This window comes from Mesorhizobium sp. M0491, from assembly GCF_040321265.1.
In the GTDB taxonomy this organism is placed as follows: Bacteria; Pseudomonadota; Alphaproteobacteria; order Rhizobiales; family Rhizobiaceae; genus Mesorhizobium.
In genome coordinates, this window is the sequence record NZ_JAMYRE010000007.1 from 185,424 (window position 1) to 205,184 (window position 19,761).

Genomic DNA, 19,761 nt, shown 5'->3' on the forward strand with positions numbered 1-19,761 from the left:
TATTCCAGACGAACGATCGCCGAAGTCGGCGCCGCCCCTCATCGCCCTGCCGGGCACTTCTCCCCGTATAGTGACGGGGAGAAGGAGGCTGGCCGCAACCTCGGCGCCCGTCTTGCGACCATGGTGATTGGCGAAACCGGCGATGACGGCGCCCCTCTCCCCGTCACTATACGGGGAGAGGATGCCGGCAGGCAGGTGAGGGGCAGCGCCAACGCTCAATCTCGTCATCAAATCAATTCCCCGCCTGTTGCTGCGGCAAGAGATAGCCGGTGGTCGACCGGGCGAGCACCAGATAGCGCGCGGCGACGGCCTTGACCTCGTCTGCCGTGACCTTGCGGATGCGGTCCGTCCATTGCTGGACGTCCTGCACATTGCCGCCGGTGGCCAGCGTCGACCCGTAAATGTTGGCCATGGAATCCTGCTTGTCGCGGGCAAAAATCATCGACCTGACATAGCGGTCCTTGGCCTTCTCCAGCTCCGATGGCGTGACGCCATCCTTGACGATGCGCACCACTTCGGCATCGACCGCCGCTTCGACGTCGGAAATCTTCGCATCCCCGCGCGGCGCGCCATAGACGGTGAAGTTGGTGTCGTCGAGCATGGTGCCCTGGAAAAAGGCGCCGGCGCTGGATGCGATACCTTGCTGGACGACGAGCGCCTGGTAGAGCCGGCTGCGATTGCCGCCGCCAAGGATCTCCGCCAAGAGGTCGAGCGCTTCCGCCTCGCCCGGCTTGCCGGTGTGATAGGACGGCACCACCCATTGGGTGGAAAAGCTCGGCACGCTGACGCGGGCATCGGCGAGCGTCACCGTGCGCTTGGTGTTCTGCTCCGGCTCGACCGGACGGATGCGGGGCGGCAGATCGGGGCCGCGCGCCACCTTGCCATAGGTCTTTTCGGCCAATGCCCGTACCGTGTCCGGTTCGACATCGCCGGCAACGATCAGCACCGCGTTGTTGGGCCGGTAATATTTGTCATAGAAGGCGACAGCGTCGGCGCGGTTCAGCTGCTGCATTTCCTGCATCCAGCCGATGACCGGGATGCGATAGGGCTGGTTCTGCCACAGCGTTGCATCGACCTCCTCGTCCAGCACGGCCTCGGGGCTGTTGTCGATGCGCGAGCGGCGCTCCTCGAGGATGACATCGCGCTCGGTCTTGATGACATCGTCGGTGAGGATGAGATTGCGCATGCGATCGGCCTCGAAACTCATCATCAGCTCGAGCGCCGACGGCGCCACTGTCTCGTGGAAGGCGGTGTAGTCGTAAGAGGTGAAGGCGTTGTTGGAGCCGCCGATATCGGAGATGGCGCGGTCGAACTCGCCCGCCGCATGGTTGGTCGTCGCTTTGAACATCAGATGTTCGAAGAAATGCGCAATGCCTGATTTGCCGGGCGGCTCGTCGGCGCTGCCGATCTTGTACCAGACCATGTGGGTGACGATCGGCGCACGGTGGTCGGGAATGACGACCACCTCCATGCCGTTGTCGAGCAGGAAATCCGTGACCTTGAACTCGGCCGGAACCGTGTTGGGCAAGACGGGGCTCTCGGCCAGCACCGGGCTGGTCATGACAAAAGCCAAAGAGGTCGCCAACAGCGTTCCGCGCAGCCATTCAGCCTGAAATGTCATCGATGGCTCCGGTTTCTTGGCGGACGATAGGCAAGGTGCTGGCGACAAGCAAAGTGAATTGTTGGTCATGTTGCCGGCAAAGGCGGCGGCAAAGAGGCCGGCCCATGAGGCCCGGCCAAGGATGCAGGCTATCAGGCCGCTTCGATAAAGCGGATAACGGTCTCGCCATAGTTGCGCTCGTCCAGCACGGAAAAGCCAGGGCCCGGCTCGAACGGCGCCACTGCCGCCTCTTCGACCACGCACAGCGCGCCAGGGCGAAGCCAGCCGCCGGCTTTCGCCGACTGCAAGGCGCGCTCGCCAAGACCCTTGCCATAGGGCGGGTCGGCAAAGACGAGGCCGAACGGCGCCAGCGTGCCCGCTTCGCCAAGGCCGGTGGCATCGCGGCGGAAGATCTTGGTGCGGCCGGTCAGGCCGAAGGCCTCGACATTGTCGCGGATCAGGCCACGGCCTTCGGCCGATTCCTCGATGAAGACGCCATAGGAGGCACCGCGCGACAGCGCCTCAAGCCCCAGCGCACCGGTGCCGGCGAACAGGTCGAGCACGCGCGCACCGTCCAACTGCGCGGCAAAGCGATGCGCCAGCACGTTGAAGACCGCCTCGCGGGTGCGATCGGTCGTCGGACGGATGGCGCTCGAACGGGGCGTCGCCAGCGGACGCCCGCGAAACTCACCACCGACGATTCTCATCTCGCTTTGGGGCCTCGGGGACCATTGCGCGGACGCTCACCGCCGCCGGCCCCGCCCGGACGTTCGCCTCTCGGCTTGCCGAACGGCTTGGCACCGGCCGGTTTGCCATAGGTCGGCTTGAACGATGCCTTGCGCGCCTTGGCTTCAGCTGCTTTGGCGGCATCGGCGTCGGCCCTGCCCTTGCCGATCGGCCGCGCGCCCGGTGCCATCCAGACATTGGCCTTGCGCTGGCCGGGCGGCTCGATCGGCCGCTGCTCGCGCTCGGACTTTTTGCCACCACCCCGAGGCTTGTCGCCGAAACCGCCGCGTGGCTTGTCACCGAAGCCACCGCGCGGTTTGTCGCCAAAATTGCCGCGCGGCTTGTCGCCGAAGCTGCGTTCGGGACGCGGGCCGCGTTCGCCAAAACTCTTCTCCGCGCTTCTGTCGGGACTTGTCGACAGTTTGCCCAGAGCCTCGTCGCGGCTGCCTTCGCGGCGTTTGCGGTTCTTGATCAGACCGCCCTCCCCGATCGGGCGGCGCTCACCGTCGCGGGTGAATTTCGGCCGCTCCGGCTCCGGCTCGCGAACTTCGGTGCGCCGCACCGGCTTGTTGGAAAACGGCTTGGTGACATCGGCGTCGAAATTGGCGCCGGATTCCTCGACCAGGCGCTCGCCGAGTTGGTCACGCAGCACGCGCCCCTTGATCTCCAGCACATGGCCCTCGGCGAGGTCATCGAGCTGGAACGGCCCGTAGGAGATGCGGATCAGCCGCGTAACGTCTAGGCCGAGCGAACCCAGGATGTTCCTGACTTCGCGGTTCTTGCCCTCGCGCAGGCCAATCGTCAGCCAGGCATTGGTGCCTTGCTCACGGTCGAGCGTCGCTTCGATGGCACCGTAGAACACGCCGTCGACGGCAATGCCTTCACGGAGGCCCGCAAGCGCGCTTTCCTCGACCTTGCCGTGGACGCGCACCCGGTAGCGGCGCAGCCAGCCGGTGGCCGGCAGTTCGAGCACGCGCGACAGGCCGCCATCATTGGTGAGCAGCAGCAGGCCTTCGGTGTTGATGTCGAGCCGGCCGATGGTCATCAGCCGCGGCAATTCAGCCGGCAGCACGTCGAAGACGGTCTTGCGGCCCTCGGGATCGCGGTTGGTGGTGACGACGCCGGCCGGCTTGTGGAACAGGAACAGCCGGGTGCGCTCGATCGGCGGGATTTCCATGCCGTCGAGATGGATGATGTCATCAGGCATGACGTTGAAGGCCGGTGAAGTCAGGGCGCGGCCATTGACCTTGACGCGGCCGGCGGCGATCAGCTCCTCGGCATCGCGGCGCGAGGCCAGGCCGGCGCGCGCCAGCCGCTTGGCGATGCGCTCGCCTGCCTCTTCCGCGCCCTCGGCGGGACGCGGGCGTGGCTTGAAGCTGCCACCCGATGCGCCTTGCGGCCGATCGCCAAAGTCGCGCTTGGGGCGGTCGCTGAAATCGCGCTTGGGGCGGTCGGCGAAGTCACGCTTCGGGCGATCGCCGGCGTCGCGCGGCGCGCGGTCACTGAAATCACGCTTGGGACGGTCGAAACGCTTTTCGCCGCCCGCTGCCGCCGCAGCCGGGCGATCGCCTCGGGGGGCATAAGGCTTGCGCGGCCCCTCGCGCTTTTCATAGGGCTTGCGCTCGCCTTCGGCGGCCACCGGGCGATCTCCACGGGGCGCATAAGGCTTGCGCGGCCCCTCGCGCTTTTCATAGGGCTTGCGCTCGCCTTCGGCGGCCATCGGGCGGTCGCCGCGCGGTGCGTAGGGCTTGCGCGGCCCTTCGCGCTTCTCAAAAGGCTTCCCTTCGGGTCGCGGGCCTTTGCTGAAAGGCTTGTCGCCGCCCTTGAAATCGCGCTTCGGCCGCTCGCCATCGGCGGCCATCGGCCGATCGCCACGCGGTGCGTAAGGCTTCTTGGCGCCAAAGGACGGCTTGCCGCCCTTGCCGGCGGCGCCATCACGGCTGCGCGGTCCCGCGGCTTTCGGCCCACTCTTGGCCGGACCCTTCCTGGGTCGGAATTTCTTGTCGTTGTCGTCCATGTGGCCTTTATCCGTTTGCGCTGCTACAGCGTGGCGCATCCTTTCGGGCGCGCAACGAACGCTGTAGCACTTTTGATGTGGCGCATGATCATTTTCGAAAACCGAGTCCCGATTTTCGAGGTCCTGCGCTCCATAACAGGATCACCGTCAGGTGGCGAGGAGATAATCAGAGTGGAAATCGCGTGAAGCGGCCCGATTTCATGGCGCTGGCGCTGAAGGAGGCCGAGGCTGCCGCCTTGCGAGGCGAAGTGCCGGTCGGCGCCGTCATCGCCAATGGCGCTGGTGTTGTCGCCAGCGCCGGCAACCGCACACGCGAACTTGCCGACCCGACCGCGCATGCCGAGATGCTGGTCATCCGCGAAGCTTGCCGCAAACTGTCGGCCGAGCGGCTGACCGGCCATGATCTCTATGTGACGCTGGAACCTTGCGCCATGTGCGCCGGCGCAATTTCCTTCGCCCGGCTGCGCCGGCTTTATTTCGGTGCCGCCGACGACAAGGGCGGCGCGGTGGTCAATGGCGTGCGCTTCTTCGCATCGCCAACCTGCCACCACAGGCCCGACATCTATCCAGGCATGGGCGAGACCGAGGCGGCCTTGTTGCTCAAAGGATTTTTCCGGGAACGGCGCGGCTGAGCCGGGCGCCCTTCGGCAAGAAATAAGAAAGAAGCGGTTTTTACAGGGACGGCATCCAGTCGAACCAGCCGCTGCCCTTCTTGCCTTCCGCCTCTTTCTTGAGACGGCGTTCCTTCTTGTACTCGTCCTCGCCAAGCTCGTTCTGCGGCGCCGTGCCGGCCGCGACACGATACTGCACTGGAGGCTCGCTCAGATATTTGCGGGTGTTCGGATCGCCCTGCTTGCTGTCGGCAAGGCGGCGCTGGATCTCGGCGGCGCGACCCTTGTCGGAATCGGCCGGTGTCCATGCCGGCGGGTGGCTCGAGCCTGATTCCGCCATTGCCCTCTTCACCGAGGCCGGATCGGTCTGCACGTCGTCGACGATCTCCGACTGGTAAGCCGGGTCGTTCTGATGGGCGGTGGCGTCGGCGCGCAGGCGGGCGCGGCGCTGCTCGGGCGATTCGGGCCATTCGGCGCTCGCCGTCTCGATGCTGTCCTGCGGGGCCGGCAGCGCTTCCTTCTGGCCTGGCGCCGGCTTCACAAGCGTCGGACGCGGCTTGTAGTCGATCTGTTCCTTGCGCTTCGGCGCGAATGAAAAGGCACCTGAAATATCGCCGGCCAGCTGTTCGCCGGCGGTCTTGTCGGTGCCGTAGGTCGGAGAGCCCATGCAGCCGGACAAAGCGAGGCCCGACGCGACAAGCGGCGCCAGCAGCGCCAAGCGCGCGTTATATCTCTCGGTCATGCCAAAAAGTCCCACTCTAGACAGCCTCTCGATTGCCGCCGGCCTTGTGGCCGGTCCCCATCGTCCAAGCACTTGCGACGGAAATCCGGCGACAATTTGTCTTCCGGAGTTTCGCGTGTTTACCTCAACCACTCGTTAAGGGCAACGCGCGGGCGGTTTTCGCCCGCCCGGCGTGGCATTTGTGCACCGATCCAGCCGACTAACCGTTAAAGTCGGCCAAGCGTCTTCAATTCATGCAGCACCGCCGCATCCCTAGCCGAAACATCCGGGAATTCCGGATCCTGGCCGACATCGGCGGTGTAGCGCCAGGAGCGTGCACATTTTAACAGGCCACGATCCTCGGCCTTCTCGACCACCACGGCGACACCCTTGACGTCGTCGATCGCGAAGGCACCAGCCGGTGCCTCGCCATGAGCGATGACCAGATCGCTGGTGATCGCCATCTCGGCCATGTCGACATCTGAAATCGCCGCTTCGAGCGCTGCGTCGTTGATTGTGACGACCGGCACCGCTTCCAGCGACGATCCGATCACCTTCTGGGCGCGCGCGATCTCCAGCGCGCCGGTGACGACGCGCCGCACTTGCCGCACCTGGCGCCACTTTTCCGCCAGCGCCTCGTTCTTCCAGTCCGCCGGGATTTGCGGGAACTGGTCGAGATGCACCGAGACGGCGTCGGGATGACGGTCAAGCCAGGCCTCCTCCGTGGTGAAAGGCAGCATCGGCGCCAGCCATTTCACCAGGCAATCGAAGAGATGGCGCACCACCTGCACCGAAGCCTTGCGCTTCAGGCTCGACGGCGCGTCGCAGTAGAGCGCATCCTTGCGGATGTCGAAATAGAACGCCGACAGCTCGACCACCATGAAATCGAGCAGCATGCGGGTGATGCGCTTGAATTCAAAGGCGTCGTAGCCCGAACGCACGACCTCATCGAGCTCGGCCAGCCGGTGCAGCATCAGCCGCTCCAGCTCCGGCATTTTCTCCATCGGCACCTCTTCGCCATCGTCATGGGCAAGCGTACCCAGCATCCAGCGGATGGTGTTGCGCAGCTTGCGGTAGGCGTCGATGTTGGTCTGCAGCACGTTCTTGCCGAGCCGCTGGTCCTCCCAGTAGTCGGTCGTCACCACCCACAGACGCAGTATGTCGGCGCCCGACTGCTTGATGACGTCCTGCGGCACGACGGTGTTGCCGAGCGACTTCGACATCTTGCGGCCATCCTCGTCCATGGTGAAGCCATGGGTGACGACGGTGTCGTAAGGCGCCCTGCCCCTGGTGCCGCAGCTCTCCAGCAGCGACGAATGGAACCAGCCGCGATGCTGGTCGGAGCCTTCGAGATAGACGTCGGCTGGCCATTTCAGGTCAGGACGATCCTCCAGCGTGAAGGCATGCGTCGAGCCCGAATCGAACCAGACGTCGAGGATGTCCATCACCTGCTTCCACTTCGAAGCGTCGTGATTGCCAAGGAAACGCTCCTTGGCATCAGCCGCGAACCAGGCGTCGGCGCCTTCCTGCTCGAAGGCGTCCATGATGCGCTGGTTGACCGCCTCGTCCTTCAGCACATTGCCGTCGGCATCGGCGAACACGGCGATCGGCACGCCCCAGGCGCGCTGGCGCGACAGCACCCAGTCCGGGCGCTCCTCGATCATGGCGCGGATGCGGTTCTGGCCTGCGGCGGGCACGAAGCGGGTGTCGTCGATGGCCTTGAGCGCCCGGCTGCGCAACGTCGAGCCATCGCCGAGGTCCTTGTCCATGTAGACGAACCATTGCGGCGTGTTGCGGAAGATGATCGGTTTCTTGGACCGCCAGGAGTGAGGGTAGCTGTGCTTCAGCCGGCCACGCGCGAACAGCGCGTTGCGTTTGATCAACTCGTCGATGACGGCCTGGTTGGCGTTGCCCTTCTTGCCATTGTCATCGATGACGCGTGCCGGTCCACCCTCGCGGTCGGGGCCGAACCCCGGCGCGTCCTTGGTGAAGAAGCCGCCATCGTCGACGGTGAACGGGATGGCGGGATCGATGCCGCGTGCGCGCAGATCCACCGCCGCGTCCATCCAGGCGTCAAAGTCCTCGCGGCCGTGACCGGGCGCGGTGTGGACGAAGCCGGTGCCGGCATCGTCGGTGACATGGTCGCCGACGAGCATGGGCACATCGAAATGATACCCTCCGTTTAACGCAAAAAACGGATGATCTAACGTTACGTTGGCAAGTTCCTCGCTTGTCACGGTGCGAAGTCGCTTAAAATTCACCTTGGCTTTGGCTGCGCTTTCATCGGCAAGCGCGTCGGCAAAGACCAGCTTCTCACCGGGCTGAGGGCCAAAGTCATTTTCGGCTGCCACGATCTCGTAAAGTCCGTAGGCAATGCGTGGCGAATAGGCTACCGCCCGGTTACCCGGGATCGTCCAAGGCGTTGTCGTCCAGATGACAACTGAAGCATGGGACAAACTGTGCGGCGGCTTTACGACAATTTTCCTGCCAGTTCGCTCACCACCTTCGTCCTCGACGTGTAAAATCGTATCCCCATCAGCAGACTGGATCGGAAACTTCACCCAGATCGTGTCGCTCTCATAGTCGTGGTACTCGATCTCGGCCTCGGCCAGCGCCGTACGCTCGACCACGCTCCACATCACCGGCTTGGAGCCGCGGTAGAGCTGGCCCGACATGGCGAATTTCAAAAGCTCGCCGGCGATCCGCGACTCGGCATGGAAAGCCATCGTCGTATAGGGATTCTCGAAGTCGCCGATGACGCCGAGGCGCTGGAACTCGGCCCCCTGCACCGTGATCCAACCTGCGGCGAACTCACGGCATTCCTTGCGGAATTCGTTGACCGGCACCTCGTCCTTGTTCTTGCCCTTGGCGCGGTACTGCTCCTCGATCTTCCATTCGATCGGCAGGCCGTGACAGTCCCAGCCGGGCACATAGTTCGAGTCGTAACCGCGCATCTGGAACGAGCGGGTGATGACGTCCTTGAGGATCTTGTTCAGCGCATGGCCGATATGGATGTTGCCGTTGGCGTAGGGCGGGCCGTCATGCAGCACGTATTTCGTGCGGCCGGCAGCGCTCTCGCGCAGCTTGCGGTAGAGGTCCATGTCCTGCCAGCGCTTGACCAGCAGCGGCTCCTTCTCCGGCAAGCCGGCACGCATCGGGAAATCCGTCCGCGGCAGGTAAAGCGTCTTGGAATAGTCGATCGTTTCAGTTGTATCGGTCATTGGTCTGCCATGTGCATTGCCCGGCGGCAAAAGAGCTCGGGCGTTGAACTATACTTTTGCGCATGTCGTTTTCCCAAAACCGGGGCCACTTTTGGGCGACATGCCTGATGATCTGGAAAAAGCGCGAGAGGCCGCGCGCAGAATTCCCGGCGGTTCCGGCGACCCTCAGGCCGCCCGGAACACCGGGCCGGTAATTCGTATCGTCAGCACGCGAAGGCGCGAAAAGCTCGTCATTGGTGGGCTTTTAGCGGAGATAGACGCAGGAATAAAGCGTCTCTCGTTCGATTCACCTACATCGTGAAATCGAAGCGGTAGGTGGTCGACACGCCAATCATAAACTGGTTGCGGTCGCCACGCTCCTTGACCAGGCTGGAATCGGCCGCCGGTCCCATCAGGCGCGAATATTCGCCAAACAGGCTGGCAGTCATCGGCTCGGTCACCTTCCAGGTGATAGCGCCGCCGAGGCCGGTCGATTTCAACCCGCCACCGGGATGGTATTCGCTCAAGCCCGAGGCCACCGCTTCCTGCGCGTTGACGCCATAATAGGCGTCGAAATAGTTGCCTGAGGCGAAGGAAACACGCGGTCCTCCCGAAATCCTGACGGTCGGCGTCACGTCGTAAAAGGCGTCGGCGGCGATGTCGGCGACAAAGCCGTTGTGGGCGCGAATGCCGTGGCGCAGCTCGGCGCGGGCGCGCAGCCAGTCCGTCGGATAGAATTCGAAGAAGCCGCCGACTTCGCCGCCCCAGCGCACCGGATCGAGGCCCTTCAGCTCATCGGCGTTGTCATCGTCGCGGGAAAACAGGAACTTGCCGGTCAGGCCGGCGCGGACACCGCCATCATCGACCAGCGCCAGCGAGATGTTGTCGTTGCGCGAGACAAAGCGGGCGGCAGGTCCGGCCTTGCCCAGCGAAATGATCGGCGAGGCGCTGAGCAGGTACTTCTTGCCGCCCTCGAAATTCGGCGCCACCATGCCAGTGGCGCCAACGGTCAGATACCAGTCGCCGGACAGCCAGCTGCCCTCGCCCGCATTGGCAACGCCCGCGCCACCCAGCATCGCAGCGGCCAACACCAGAGAGATTCTTCCGACCGGACTCATGGCCACTCCACTAACACAACACACACGGTTACCGACGACAGCTTTGACGGCCGTTTGGTAAAATTTGATTTAAACCCGAGACATACGCTCGCGCTTTGCCGCGATCCGGCTGCCGGTCATCGACTGGACGTTGGCCCGCGCCCGGATTACCTTCCATTCGCAGTATTCCGCAGCCCTCGATGGAGACCGCGACAATGACCCTGCATGGCGACGCCTTGAAAATCGCGATCGAACAGACACGGACAAAATGGGGATGGTTTGTCGCGCTCGGTGTGCTGCTGCTCATCTTCGGCGGCATTGCCTTTGCCAATCTGTTCGTCGCCACGGTGGCTTCCGTCTACGTCGTGGGATGGCTGATGCTGATGGCGGGCATCATCGAGATCGTGCATGCGTTCGGCGTCAAGACCTGGAGCCGCTTCTTCTACTGGCTGCTCAGCGGACTGCTGTACGCCGTTGCCGGCTTCTTCGCTTTCGGCAATCCGTTGCTTGCCTCGGCGGTGCTGACGTTCCTGCTGGCGATCGCGCTGGTCGCGTCAGGGGTGCTCAGGGCCTGGGTCGGCTACAGCCATCGGCCGGAACGCGGCTGGGGCTGGATCGTCGCCGCCGGTGTCATCAGCGCCCTTGCAGGTCTGATCATCGCCATGGGCTGGCCGGTCAACAGCCTGTGGGTGCTCGGTCTGTTCCTTGCGATCGATCTGATCTTCCAGGGCTGGACCTTCATCGCCGTCGGCCTCGCGCTGAAAAAATAGCCGGGATCACGCCTGGACTCAAAAAGCCATGGCCGCGTCGAGATCGGAGAGCGGCTTGACGCCGGCAAGCAGCGCGCGTGCCTCGGCTTCATCGCGCTTCATCTGCGCGACCAGCGCATCGAGCCCTTCGAACTTCACCTCCGGGCGCAGGAAACCGAAGAAGGAAACCTGACAGACCTCGCCATAGAGGTCTTCGGAGAAGTCGAAGACGAAGGTTTCAAGCAGCGGCGCGCCATTGTCGTCGACCGTCGGGCGACGGCCGAAGCTGGCGACGCCGTCGTGAAGCGTGCCGTCGGCGCGGCGGAAGCGGACGGCATAGATGCCCTCCTTGAGTGCGGCTTCAGCCGACAGCCTCATATTCGCGGTTGGAAAGCCAAGGGTGCGGCCAAGCTGCTGTCCGCCGACCACCTCGCTTTCGACGGTGAAGCGGTAGCCGAGCAGACCGGCGGCTTCAGCCACCTCGCCCTCGCCCAGCAATCCGCGGATGCGGCTGGACGACACCACCTCGGCGCCCTCGTCCCGGAAGGCGTCGACGAGCGTGACGCCGAAGCCATGACGTTCGCCGGCCGCCATCAGGTAGGCCGGGCCGCCTTGACGATCCTTGCCGAAGTGGAAATCGAACCCGGTCACGGCGTGGGTAATGCCAAGGTTCGTTTCCAGCACATCCGTCACGAACGCTTCCGCCGACAGCGAGGCGAAGTCGCGCGTGAACGGCTGTTCGACCAGCGCGGCAAAGCCCAGCAGCGACAGGAGCCTCGCCTTCATCGGCGGCGGCGTCAGCACGAACAACGGGATATCAGGCCTGAAGATCTTGCGCGGATGCGGTTCGAATGTCAGCACCAGGGCCGGCACTCCACGCCGTCCGGCCTCGGCAGAGGCCCGCTCGAGCACCGCCTGATGGCCGCGATGGACGCCATCGAAATTGCCGATCGCCACCACGCCGCCGCGCAGGTCGGCGGGAAGCGGCGCGGTTGCCAGGATGCGTTGGAAGGCTGCCATCGTCACCTACCGAAGTCTGGGAATGACGGCCACCGGACCATAGCCATGCTTTTCCAGGAACGCCGCCAGTCTTGCCGGGTCCGGGTACAGGGCATCGCCATAGTCGCGGGCATGGATGCCGCCGGAGACATAAAGAACATCGAAGCCATTGTCGGCGGCGCCCTTCACATCGGTCATCATGCCGTCGCCGATGGCCAGCACCTGGCCGCGCTCGACCGGCTGGCCAAGAATCTCGGCGACCTCTTTCATCGCGAGATTGTAGATCGGCGCGTAAGGTTTTCCAGCGATCAATGTGCGGCCGCCGAGCTGGGCGTAGTCACGCGCCAGCGCGCCGGCACACCATATGATGCGTTCGCCGCGCTCGACCACGATGTCGGGATTTGCGCAGATGAAAGGCAGGTTCCGGGCGCGCAGCCGCCGCAGGAGCTCCGTGTAATCCTCGGGGTTTTCGACCTCGTCGTCGAACAGGCCGGTGCAGACGATGCCGGACGCCTCGAACTCCTCGACAAGCTCGACGTCGAGACCTTCATAGAGGGTGAAGTCCCGGTCGGCGCCGATATGGAAAATCTTGCGCGGCCCTTCGGCGATCAGATCCCGCGTCACGTCGCCTGAGGTAACCACCCGGTCGTAGCCTGACGGTGGAACACCGATCGCGTTCATCTGCGCCACGACATCGGCACTTCTGCGCGGCGAATTGGTGATGAGGACGACGGGGATTTTCGCCTCTCGAGCCCTTGCCAATGCCGAGGCCGCCGCCGGGAAATGCGTTTCACCATTGTGCACCACGCCCCAGACGTCGCACAGGATTGCCGAATAGGCCTTCGACACGTCTTCGAGCGAGCTGATGATTTCAGGCGAATCCGCCATGCCGTTTCCTTCAGTCATGATCGTTGCGATCGCCGCGACCGACGGTTCGCCGCAGCCGGTTCGGATTAGCCGAACCGCCCCGGCCTGTCATCAGCTTTCGCCAGGCACGATTGGTTAGCGGTTGGTGAAGCGCTGCCCCGGCAATCGAGCGATTTCCCAAACACGGCCTTCAGCGTTTTGTGGAAAGCTGGCATTGATCGAGAATCCGCCGGCGGGGGCCGCTGCAAGACATGCATGGACTTTGGCGTCAGTTCTGCCGCGACCAACGCGGCAACTATGCTCTTATGACCGTCGTCGCGATGGTTCCGCTCATGGGCGCCCTGGCGATGGCCGTCGACTTCACCGAGATGAGCCGCGAAAAACAGGCGGTTTCGAATGCGCTCGATGCCGCAAACTTCGCCACGGCGCGCCGGCTGACGGAAGGTGCTACCGACGACCAGTTGAGAGCCTATGCGCTCGATTTCTTCAATGCCAACCTCAACAAGATCAACCCTGCCAACACGACGCTCAGCGTCACCTTGCCAAGCAACACCGCCGGCGGGGGCTTGCTCAAGATGAGCGCGCGGCTTGACTACAAGCCCTATTTCTATCCGGTCTTCGGTCAGCTCGTCGGCAAATCCGAAACCGACGCCAACCAGAAGATCAGCTTCAACGTCTCCTCGGAAGTGCGGCTGAAGAACACTCTTGAAGTCGCCCTGGTGCTCGACAATTCCGGGTCGATGACCAAGACCGGAACGGGCTCGGGGCAAACGCGGATCGACCTTCTCAAGACCGCGGCCAAACAGCTGGTCGACACGCTGGCCCAGCAGGCGGCGATGATCAAGCAGGTCGACAGGCCGGTGCAGTTCGGCCTCGTGCCGTTTGCCGCCTCGGTCAATGTCGGACCCGGCAACGGTAACGCGTCCTGGATGGACACCGAAGGACTGTCGCCGGTATCGAACGAGAATTTCGACTGGTCGACGCTGAACGCGGTCGACAAATACGCCCAGCAGACCAACGGTATCTGGTACAAGCGCGGCACCGGATGGGGTACCGGCGAAGGCCAGATGCTGACCCGGTTTTCGCTCTACCGAGACATGAAGGTCGTCACCAACCATGAGCGTGTCACCAACAGCAAGCGCGTGGTTTGCGACGAATACAACTCGAACAACACCTGCAAACGCGACCACGACGAATACGACTACATCGATTCCTATGGCCCGTTCGCCAGTTGGCAGGGTTGCGTCGAGGCCAGGCCCTATCCCTACAATGTCAACGACGCGGCGCCTTCCGGCGGCTCTGCGAACACCGGCATAGGGATTGGCGATCCGGCGACGATGTTCGTGCCGATGTTCGCCCCTGACGAACCCGGCAACCATTGGAAGATCACTCAGGATCCGGATGAGGCCGCGCCGACGGCCTATGGCGCTATCAACAGCTGGTGGAATGACGACCCGACAAGCAGCACCGGCCAATCCCGGTTGCGCAACATGGCCAAATATTTCCAGCCGCGGCCGATCAATGCGCCGGCGCTGGCCGCCGGCAACGGGCCGAACTACAGCTGCTCCACCAACCCGATCACGCCGCTGACCGATGTCAGCGTTGCCACTGGGCTCACGGCGATCAAGGCCGCGATCGACCTGATGAAGCCCGATGGCGGCACCAATGTTCCCGAAGGCATCGCCTGGGGATGGCGCGTGGTTTCGAGCGGCGAGCCCTTCACGCAAGGACGCCCGGAAACCGAGAGGGGCAACGACAAGGTCGTGATCGTGCTGACCGACGGCGCCAACACCTACTACACGCCTTCCTCGCTCGGCTATTCCGACCCCGCCGATTCGAAGTCGACCTATGCGTCCTTCGGCTATCTCAAACCCGGCTACAACGGCACGTCGGTGGGCCGCCTGTTCATGGGCACATCGAGCACCATTGGCCAATTCGATTATTCTAACGGCAATTATACCAACGCGCTCAACGAGCAGATGGCGACGCTTTGCAACAACGCCAAGGCAGCCAACATCATGGTGATGACTGTGGCGCTCGATCTGTCGACGACTAAAATCGCCGACCAGCAGGCGATCGAGGCGCTGAAATCCTGCTCGTCGAACTCGCGCTTCCGCAAGGATCCAACGGACGCGAGCAAGCCGGCAAAACTGTTCTGGAACGCCACCGGCGCCAGCTTGTCGAACGATTTCAAGGAAATCGGCAACGAACTGTCGAACCTGCGCGTCGTCGGCTGATCCGTAGGCACCGGCGGCTAGCTGGAACAACGGCTGGCGCCGCCATGCACTTGCGCGCGCCTGCCGGGACAGGCACATGTTGGCCGCCTGCCGGATCGTGCATCCATTCGCGGCGCGCTGGGGAAGAACAGATGCCCGAAACGGCCAATCATCTCGCCTTCGCGCTGGTCTGCCTCGGCATGGTGCTGACGCCTGGCCCCAACATGATCTATCTGATCTCGCGTTCCCTGTCGCAGGGGCCGAAGGCGGGGCTCATCTCGCTTGGCGGCGTGGCACTCGGCTTTGTCTTCTATGTGCTGGCGGCGGCGTTCGGCATCACCGCGCTGCTGCTCGCCGTGCCCTACGCCTATGACGCGCTGCGCTTTGCCGGCGTGCTCTATCTCCTGTGGCTGGCCTGGCAGGCGGTGAAGCCGGGCGGACGCTCGCCGTTCGAAGTGCGCGAATTGCCGAGGGACAGGCCGCGCAAGCTTTTCGCCATGGGCCTGATGACGAATCTGCTCAATCCGAAGGTGGCCGTGCTCTATCTGTCGCTGTTGCCGCAGTTCATCAGCCCCGGCAAAGGCCACGTCCTGTCGCAGCTACTGGTGCTCGGCGCGACGCAGATTTCGATCAGTCTCAGCGTCAATGCCGTCATCGCGGTGACGGCCGGCTCGATCGCCACCTTTCTCGCCGGACGGCCTTTGTGGCTGGTCATCCAGCGCTGGATGATGGGCACCGTGCTGGCGGCACTTGCGCTGAAGATGGCGACAGAGGCGCAGCGCTGAATTCGCCTTGGACGATGATCGCGAGCTGAGCTAGAAACGTCAGGGCGCCAGCAGCTGCACGAATTTCTCCGCGGCTGGCGAACGATTGGCCCTTGCAAGACTGACAACGAGCAGCCGCCTCTGAACACAAGGAACAATGGGAATTCGACACACGCGAGCGTCTCCTTCCGGAGTGGAAAGCTCAGGCATCAGTGTCACACCGATCCCCTGCGACACCATTTCCACCAGGGCAGCCGTATCGCGAACCGTAAGGACAACCTTAGGCGAGATGTTCACGGATGCGAAGAGCTGACGGATGACCGGCTCGCAACCAGAGCCCGACATGATGAAATTCTCGTCGGCCAGGTCGCACAATTTGACGCGCGCCGTCGCTGCTAGCGGGTGGTCGCAAGCAGCAAGAAAGACGAAATCATCCTCCAGGACTACATCCCCGACAGTTTCGGCTGATTGTTCGGAGGTCAGGCCGACGTCAACGACTGCTGTTTCAACCCATTCCAGAACCTCATGATCGGTTCCTTCCAGCAAAACCAGTTCGACGCCGGGGAAAAGCCGCTGGAAGCGGGCAAGTATTTGCGGCAGCAAACGCTCTACCGCGCTTGCCACGCTTCCAATGCGCAACCGCCCGGTCTGAGCGCCTGAAGCTGCGGCGCTCCTTTGCTGGATTCGCTCGATGGCCAGAACGGCCTCTCGCGCATCCTGAAGCACTGCTTGTCCAATTTCCGTCGGAAACACCCCGTTCTTGCCGCGAACCAGAAGCTTCACTCCAAGAACGCCTTCAAGGCTTCTCATCGCCTGGCTTGCGCCCGACTGCGTCATGCCGATCCGCGTAGCGGCCGTCGAAAAGCTCGCGTCTTCGACAATCATGGTCAGGACCCGCAGCTGAGCGAGAGTGATATTAGTGATAGTCATGATAGATATCATCCGAATGCATTTTACTTATGCATCTCCGATAACGCATCTGGAAGCTCACTTCAATTCATAGGAGCTCTCATGACACAACGACTCGCATTGGCGCTGATCGGTGAATACACGCCATCTTTCGAACCACACGCCAAGATGGACGAAGCGCTGGATCATGCCGGGTCCACGCTCGGTATCCAGTACGAACACCAGTGGATTTCGACCGAAGAACTGATCACCGGGGTCAGCGACAAGCTGGCACCTTTTGATGCGATCTGGATCGCTCCAGGCAGCCCGTACAGGAGCATGAATGGCGCTCTGAATGCCATCCGGCATGCCAGGGAAAACGAAATTCCTGCTTTGGGAACCTGCGGCGGTTGCCAGCATATGGTCGTCGAATATGCCCGCAACGTGCTGGGTTTCCAGGACGCCGAGCATGCGGAATACGATCCCTATGCTTCCACCCTGTTCGTCACACAGCTGACCTGTTCACTCGTTGGGCAAACCATGGACGTATTTCTGACGCGAGGGAGCCGGGCAGCGCGGATTTATGGACAAACGAACACGAAAGAGCGCTACTATTGCAACTTCGGCATCAATCCAGCCTACCAGAAAGAACTGGACGCCGGCGGCTTTCACATTGTCGGCAGGGATTCGAATGGCGAGGCTCGCGTCCTCCTGCTGCCATCCCACCCATTCTACCTTGCCACGCTCTTCGTGCCGCAGCTGACGTCGACAAAGCAGCACCCGCATCCAATCATTGTCGCCTTCCTGGAAAGCGCCCGGTCAAGACCGCGCGCCGCGTTTTGGGGCGGTGATGTTTCCCAGCTCAATCGCTGAACGGCCTATCGTCGTTGAGTGATTGCAAGAAGTTAGCGACAGCGCACCCTACATCGGCCGCCTTGTCTGCTGCGCCCGCTCGGGCTCGACCACCTTGCGGTAGAGATGCCAGGTGGCATGGCCGAGCACCGGCATGACGACGGCTAGCCCGGCAAACAGCGGGATGGAACCGATCACCAGAAGCACGGCGACCAGCAAGCCCCACAGCGCCATCTGCAGCGGGTTGGCCATTACCGCCCGGGCCGAGGTCTCGATCGCCGAAACGGCGCCGACGTCACGGTCGAGCAGCAGCGGGAAGGCAACCACGGTGGTGGCCAGCACGATTACGGCAAAGACAAAGCCCGCGGCATTGCCGGCAAGGATCAGCGTCCAGCCCTTGCTGGTGGTCAGCACGTCGCGGATGAAGCCACCGATCGAGGCCGGCGGCTGGTCGCCGAACAGGCCGGTGTAGATCGATTGCGCGGTGTAGAGCCATAACAGGAACAGCGCCACCAGCATGATCCCGATGACGGCGATCGACGGAACCGCGGACGAGCGCCGCACATCAAACGCGTGCCGCCAGGAGGTGTTCATGCCGAGTTCGCGCCGGCGGCTGATCTCGTAAAGGCCGAGCGCCGCAAAGGGCCCGACCAGCGCGAAACCCGACATCAGGGGATAGATGAGCTGGATGGCGTTGGCCCCGGACGTCCACTGCGTCAGGATCAGGCCGACGATGGGATAGATCAAGCACAGGAACACATAGTGCGAAGGTTTTGCCCAGAAATCCTCGACGCCGAGGCGCAGCGCATCCCAAAGGTCCGACGTGGTGATGCGGCGCACCGTTGGCTGCACATGCATTCCACGTGCGTCCGCCATGACATGAAAGCCGGCCATAACCTTCCTCCCGTGTGTCGGGGCGGTCACCGCCAGGATGGCCGCCAGAGCTGCCACTTCAAGAACGAGAGGCACGATAGCAGAGTTGGCGGCGATTGTCGCCGCGTCAATTGCCTGGGGAGCAACTCCTCGTAGTGTTCAACTCTCCGTATGGCCTCTCATATGGCGTACCTTGGCGGTCCTTCATTTTGACCAATCATTGTGCTGCATTTTAGCATTTACGCATTTTAGCATTTACTTAAATTGCTCGTAGGGATCTTTGGCGTATCACCTGAGCTTTACGAAGTTCGGCGAGGAACTATGTTCGCATTGAAAGGCTTCTGGTCTTCGGAGCGTGGCAACTTTGCCATAACGACCGCCATCGGGATGCTGCCGATAATGATTGGTTTGGCCGGCGCCGTTGATCTGATCGGCACGAGCCATGACGCCTCGCAACTACAGAACTCGCTGGACGCGGCCGGGCTCGCCATCGGCACGAAGTTCTCTCCCGATATGGCGGCCGGCGATGTCCAGCAGCTCGGGCTGCAATTTTTCGCCGCCAATATGAGCGTGGCCAACCAGCAGGAATATCTGGGCAGCGTCTCCGCTTTCGCGGCAACGGCAAGCGGCAGCCCAAGCGCCTACTTTATCTCGCTGTCGTCCAGCATAAGCCGCCCAAGCTTCATCAGCGCCTCGGCCCCCTGGCAGGCCTACCGCTCGGCCTCGGTCAAGATAAAACCTGGCGCGCAGGCCTGCGTTCTGGCGCTCGATCCGCATGCGTCCGCCGCCGTGAACCTGCAGGGCTCGACCAACGTCTCGATGGACAATTGCGTGATCGCGGCGAACTCGGACGCGTCCGATTCCGTCAACAGGGGCGGCTCCGCCCTGGTTTCAGCGGGCTGTGTCTCAACCGTCGGCGGCACCAGCGGGCTGTCGCCACCCAGCGCCAGTCTCGCCTGCGGAACGCCGCACGAACATCGGTACGCGTCTTTTGATCCGCTGGCCGACGTCGTTCCTCCCCCTTACACATTGTGTTTGCCGGTCCCGAACGGCAAAACCTACACGCTGTCGCCAGGCACTTATTGCGACAAGACATTGTCGGGAAACATCACGCTCGATCCGGGCGTCTACATCATGCGCGGCACCACCATAAAGCCAGGGGGAAACGGCAGCCTGACTGGCCAGGGCGTGACCATATTCCTCATGGAAAGCGCTCAGATCTACATAAATGCCAATGAGAAGGTGAACCTTTCCCCGCCCACCAGCGGCCCTTATGCCGGTATCACCATTTTTCAGGATCACGGCAACACGTCTGCTCTGACATTGAATGGCGGCGCAAATTCCGTGATCAGCGGTTTTATCTACGCGCCGGACGCGCTCATTTCCTACGCCGGCAACTCTGATATGAGCGCCCAGGGCAACTGTCTCAGGCTTGTCGGCAATACGATACAGATGACCGGAAACTCGTCCGTCAAGTCGGATTGCGCGGCGGCGCTTGGAAATCGCACAATGTATGCCGATCGGATGATCACTCTGGTGAAATGAGAAACGACCCGATGTCCGGCGGCGCAAGCGGTCGCG

The 19,761-nt window shown here is 62.8% G+C and carries 17 protein-coding genes; 7 read left to right on the forward strand and 10 right to left on the reverse strand.

Features of this window, described 5'->3' with window-relative positions:
* Window positions 1–232: 232 nt before the first annotated feature.
* The 3 genes from NKI69_RS11325 to NKI69_RS11335 form a co-directional block, all read right to left on the reverse strand.
* Window positions 233–1,621 (reverse strand): M16 family metallopeptidase, encoded by a 1,389-nt coding sequence (locus tag NKI69_RS11325; RefSeq protein ID WP_352721318.1) that lies wholly within the window; start codon window positions 1,619–1,621, stop codon window positions 233–235.
* A gap of 131 nt (window positions 1,622–1,752) precedes the next feature.
* Window positions 1,753–2,307 (reverse strand): 16S rRNA (guanine(966)-N(2))-methyltransferase RsmD, encoded by a 555-nt coding sequence (gene rsmD, locus NKI69_RS11330; RefSeq protein WP_127266868.1) that lies wholly within the window; start codon window positions 2,305–2,307, stop codon window positions 1,753–1,755.
* A complete protein-coding gene (locus NKI69_RS11335) occupies window positions 2,304–4,343 on the reverse strand; it encodes a pseudouridine synthase (RefSeq protein ID WP_352721320.1) in 2,040 nt (679 codons plus the stop codon). Before NKI69_RS11335 ends, rsmD begins: the two co-directional genes overlap by 4 nt.
* A gap of 182 nt (window positions 4,344–4,525) precedes the next feature.
* On the opposite strand from NKI69_RS11335, the gene NKI69_RS11340 reads away from it, so the two are divergent.
* On the forward strand, window positions 4,526–4,975 hold the full coding sequence (locus NKI69_RS11340; protein ID WP_023813544.1) for a nucleoside deaminase: 450 nt from the start codon (window positions 4,526–4,528) through the stop codon (window positions 4,973–4,975).
* A gap of 40 nt (window positions 4,976–5,015) precedes the next feature.
* Here NKI69_RS11340 and NKI69_RS11345 read toward each other — a convergent pair whose 3' ends face one another.
* Window positions 5,016–5,696, reverse strand: a complete 681-nt coding sequence (locus tag NKI69_RS11345; protein WP_023813543.1) for a hypothetical protein — start codon at window positions 5,694–5,696, stop codon at window positions 5,016–5,018.
* 206 nt (window positions 5,697–5,902) lie between these two features.
* The gene (gene ileS, locus NKI69_RS11350) at window positions 5,903–8,896 is read right to left on the reverse strand and encodes an isoleucine--tRNA ligase (protein ID WP_023813542.1); all 2,994 of its coding nucleotides are present in this window, start codon (window positions 8,894–8,896) and stop codon (window positions 5,903–5,905) included.
* A 43-nt stretch (window positions 8,897–8,939) separates the two neighbouring features.
* On the opposite strand from ileS, the gene NKI69_RS11355 reads away from it, so the two are divergent.
* On the forward strand, window positions 8,940–9,197 hold the full coding sequence (locus NKI69_RS11355; RefSeq protein ID WP_127257956.1) for a hypothetical protein: 258 nt from the start codon (window positions 8,940–8,942) through the stop codon (window positions 9,195–9,197).
* Here NKI69_RS11355 and NKI69_RS11360 read toward each other — a convergent pair.
* Complete coding sequence (locus NKI69_RS11360; RefSeq protein WP_023813541.1) at window positions 9,187–9,993, reverse strand: MipA/OmpV family protein; 807 nt, start codon at window positions 9,991–9,993, stop codon at window positions 9,187–9,189. The genes NKI69_RS11355 and NKI69_RS11360 overlap by 11 nt on opposite strands.
* Before the next feature lie 194 nt (window positions 9,994–10,187).
* Between NKI69_RS11360 and NKI69_RS11365 the strand changes: the two genes are divergently transcribed.
* Entirely contained in the window at window positions 10,188–10,742 is a 555-nt protein-coding gene (locus tag NKI69_RS11365; protein ID WP_023813540.1) for an HdeD family acid-resistance protein, read from the forward strand.
* Between the two features lie 18 nt (window positions 10,743–10,760).
* On the opposite strand, the gene NKI69_RS11370 is transcribed toward NKI69_RS11365, so the two are convergent.
* Both NKI69_RS11370 and NKI69_RS11375 read right to left on the reverse strand, forming a co-directional pair.
* Window positions 10,761–11,741 carry a bifunctional riboflavin kinase/FAD synthetase gene (locus tag NKI69_RS11370; RefSeq protein WP_023813539.1) on the reverse strand — a complete coding sequence of 327 codons (981 nt, stop codon included), beginning with the start codon at window positions 11,739–11,741 and terminating at the stop codon, window positions 10,761–10,763.
* Window positions 11,742–11,747: 6 nt separating this feature from the next.
* Window positions 11,748–12,608 (reverse strand): TIGR01459 family HAD-type hydrolase, encoded by an 861-nt coding sequence (locus tag NKI69_RS11375; protein WP_352721322.1) that lies wholly within the window; start codon window positions 12,606–12,608, stop codon window positions 11,748–11,750.
* 230 nt (window positions 12,609–12,838) lie between these two features.
* On the opposite strand from NKI69_RS11375, the gene NKI69_RS11380 reads away from it, so the two are divergent.
* Window positions 12,839–14,824 carry a TadE/TadG family type IV pilus assembly protein gene (locus NKI69_RS11380; RefSeq protein WP_023813537.1) on the forward strand — a complete coding sequence of 662 codons (1,986 nt, stop codon included), beginning with the start codon at window positions 12,839–12,841 and terminating at the stop codon, window positions 14,822–14,824.
* Between the two features lie 131 nt (window positions 14,825–14,955).
* The gene (locus NKI69_RS11385) at window positions 14,956–15,588 is read left to right on the forward strand and encodes a LysE family translocator (RefSeq protein WP_023813536.1); all 633 of its coding nucleotides are present in this window, start codon (window positions 14,956–14,958) and stop codon (window positions 15,586–15,588) included.
* A 39-nt stretch (window positions 15,589–15,627) separates the two neighbouring features.
* Here the strand turns inward: NKI69_RS11385 and NKI69_RS11390 are convergent, their stop codons facing one another.
* The gene (locus NKI69_RS11390) at window positions 15,628–16,497 is read right to left on the reverse strand and encodes a LysR family transcriptional regulator (RefSeq protein WP_164892996.1); all 870 of its coding nucleotides are present in this window, start codon (window positions 16,495–16,497) and stop codon (window positions 15,628–15,630) included.
* Between the two features lie 81 nt (window positions 16,498–16,578).
* Between NKI69_RS11390 and NKI69_RS11395 the strand changes: the two genes are divergently transcribed.
* A complete protein-coding gene (locus NKI69_RS11395) occupies window positions 16,579–17,328 on the forward strand; it encodes a CTP synthase C-terminal region-related (seleno)protein (RefSeq protein ID WP_023813534.1) in 750 nt (249 codons plus the stop codon).
* A 48-nt stretch (window positions 17,329–17,376) separates the two neighbouring features.
* Here NKI69_RS11395 and NKI69_RS11400 read toward each other — a convergent pair whose 3' ends face one another.
* Window positions 17,377–18,201, reverse strand: coding sequence for a DUF2189 domain-containing protein (locus NKI69_RS11400; RefSeq protein ID WP_023813533.1), 825 nt, complete (start codon window positions 18,199–18,201; stop codon window positions 17,377–17,379).
* Between the two features lie 300 nt (window positions 18,202–18,501).
* On the opposite strand from NKI69_RS11400, the gene NKI69_RS11405 reads away from it, so the two are divergent.
* On the forward strand, window positions 18,502–19,725 hold the full coding sequence (locus NKI69_RS11405; protein ID WP_023813532.1) for a TadE/TadG family type IV pilus assembly protein: 1,224 nt from the start codon (window positions 18,502–18,504) through the stop codon (window positions 19,723–19,725).
* Window positions 19,726–19,761 lie beyond the last annotated feature (36 nt).

Coding starts and splice junctions, on each gene's coding strand:
- NKI69_RS11325 (WP_352721318.1), bottom strand. CDS start 1,621: ATGACATTTCAGGCTGAATGGCTGCGCGGAACGCTGTTGGCGACCTCT.
- rsmD (WP_127266868.1), bottom strand. CDS start 2,307: ATGAGAATCGTCGGTGGTGAGTTTCGCGGGCGTCCGCTGGCGACGCCC.
- NKI69_RS11335 (WP_352721320.1), bottom strand. CDS start 4,343: ATGGACGACAACGACAAGAAATTCCGACCCAGGAAGGGTCCGGCCAAG.
- NKI69_RS11345 (WP_023813543.1), bottom strand. CDS start 5,696: ATGACCGAGAGATATAACGCGCGCTTGGCGCTGCTGGCGCCGCTTGTC.
- ileS (WP_023813542.1), bottom strand. CDS start 8,896: ATGACCGATACAACTGAAACGATCGACTATTCCAAGACGCTTTACCTG.
- NKI69_RS11360 (WP_023813541.1), bottom strand. CDS start 9,993: ATGAGTCCGGTCGGAAGAATCTCTCTGGTGTTGGCCGCTGCGATGCTG.
- NKI69_RS11365 (WP_023813540.1), top strand. CDS start 10,188: ATGACCCTGCATGGCGACGCCTTGAAAATCGCGATCGAACAGACACGG.
- NKI69_RS11370 (WP_023813539.1), bottom strand. CDS start 11,741: ATGGCAGCCTTCCAACGCATCCTGGCAACCGCGCCGCTTCCCGCCGAC.
- NKI69_RS11375 (WP_352721322.1), bottom strand. CDS start 12,608: ATGGCGGATTCGCCTGAAATCATCAGCTCGCTCGAAGACGTGTCGAAG.
- NKI69_RS11380 (WP_023813537.1), top strand. CDS start 12,839: ATGCATGGACTTTGGCGTCAGTTCTGCCGCGACCAACGCGGCAACTAT.
- NKI69_RS11385 (WP_023813536.1), top strand. CDS start 14,956: ATGCCCGAAACGGCCAATCATCTCGCCTTCGCGCTGGTCTGCCTCGGC.
- NKI69_RS11390 (WP_164892996.1), bottom strand. CDS start 16,497: ATGACTATCACTAATATCACTCTCGCTCAGCTGCGGGTCCTGACCATG.
- NKI69_RS11395 (WP_023813534.1), top strand. CDS start 16,579: ATGACACAACGACTCGCATTGGCGCTGATCGGTGAATACACGCCATCT.
- NKI69_RS11400 (WP_023813533.1), bottom strand. CDS start 18,201: ATGGCCGGCTTTCATGTCATGGCGGACGCACGTGGAATGCATGTGCAG.
- NKI69_RS11405 (WP_023813532.1), top strand. CDS start 18,502: ATGTTCGCATTGAAAGGCTTCTGGTCTTCGGAGCGTGGCAACTTTGCC.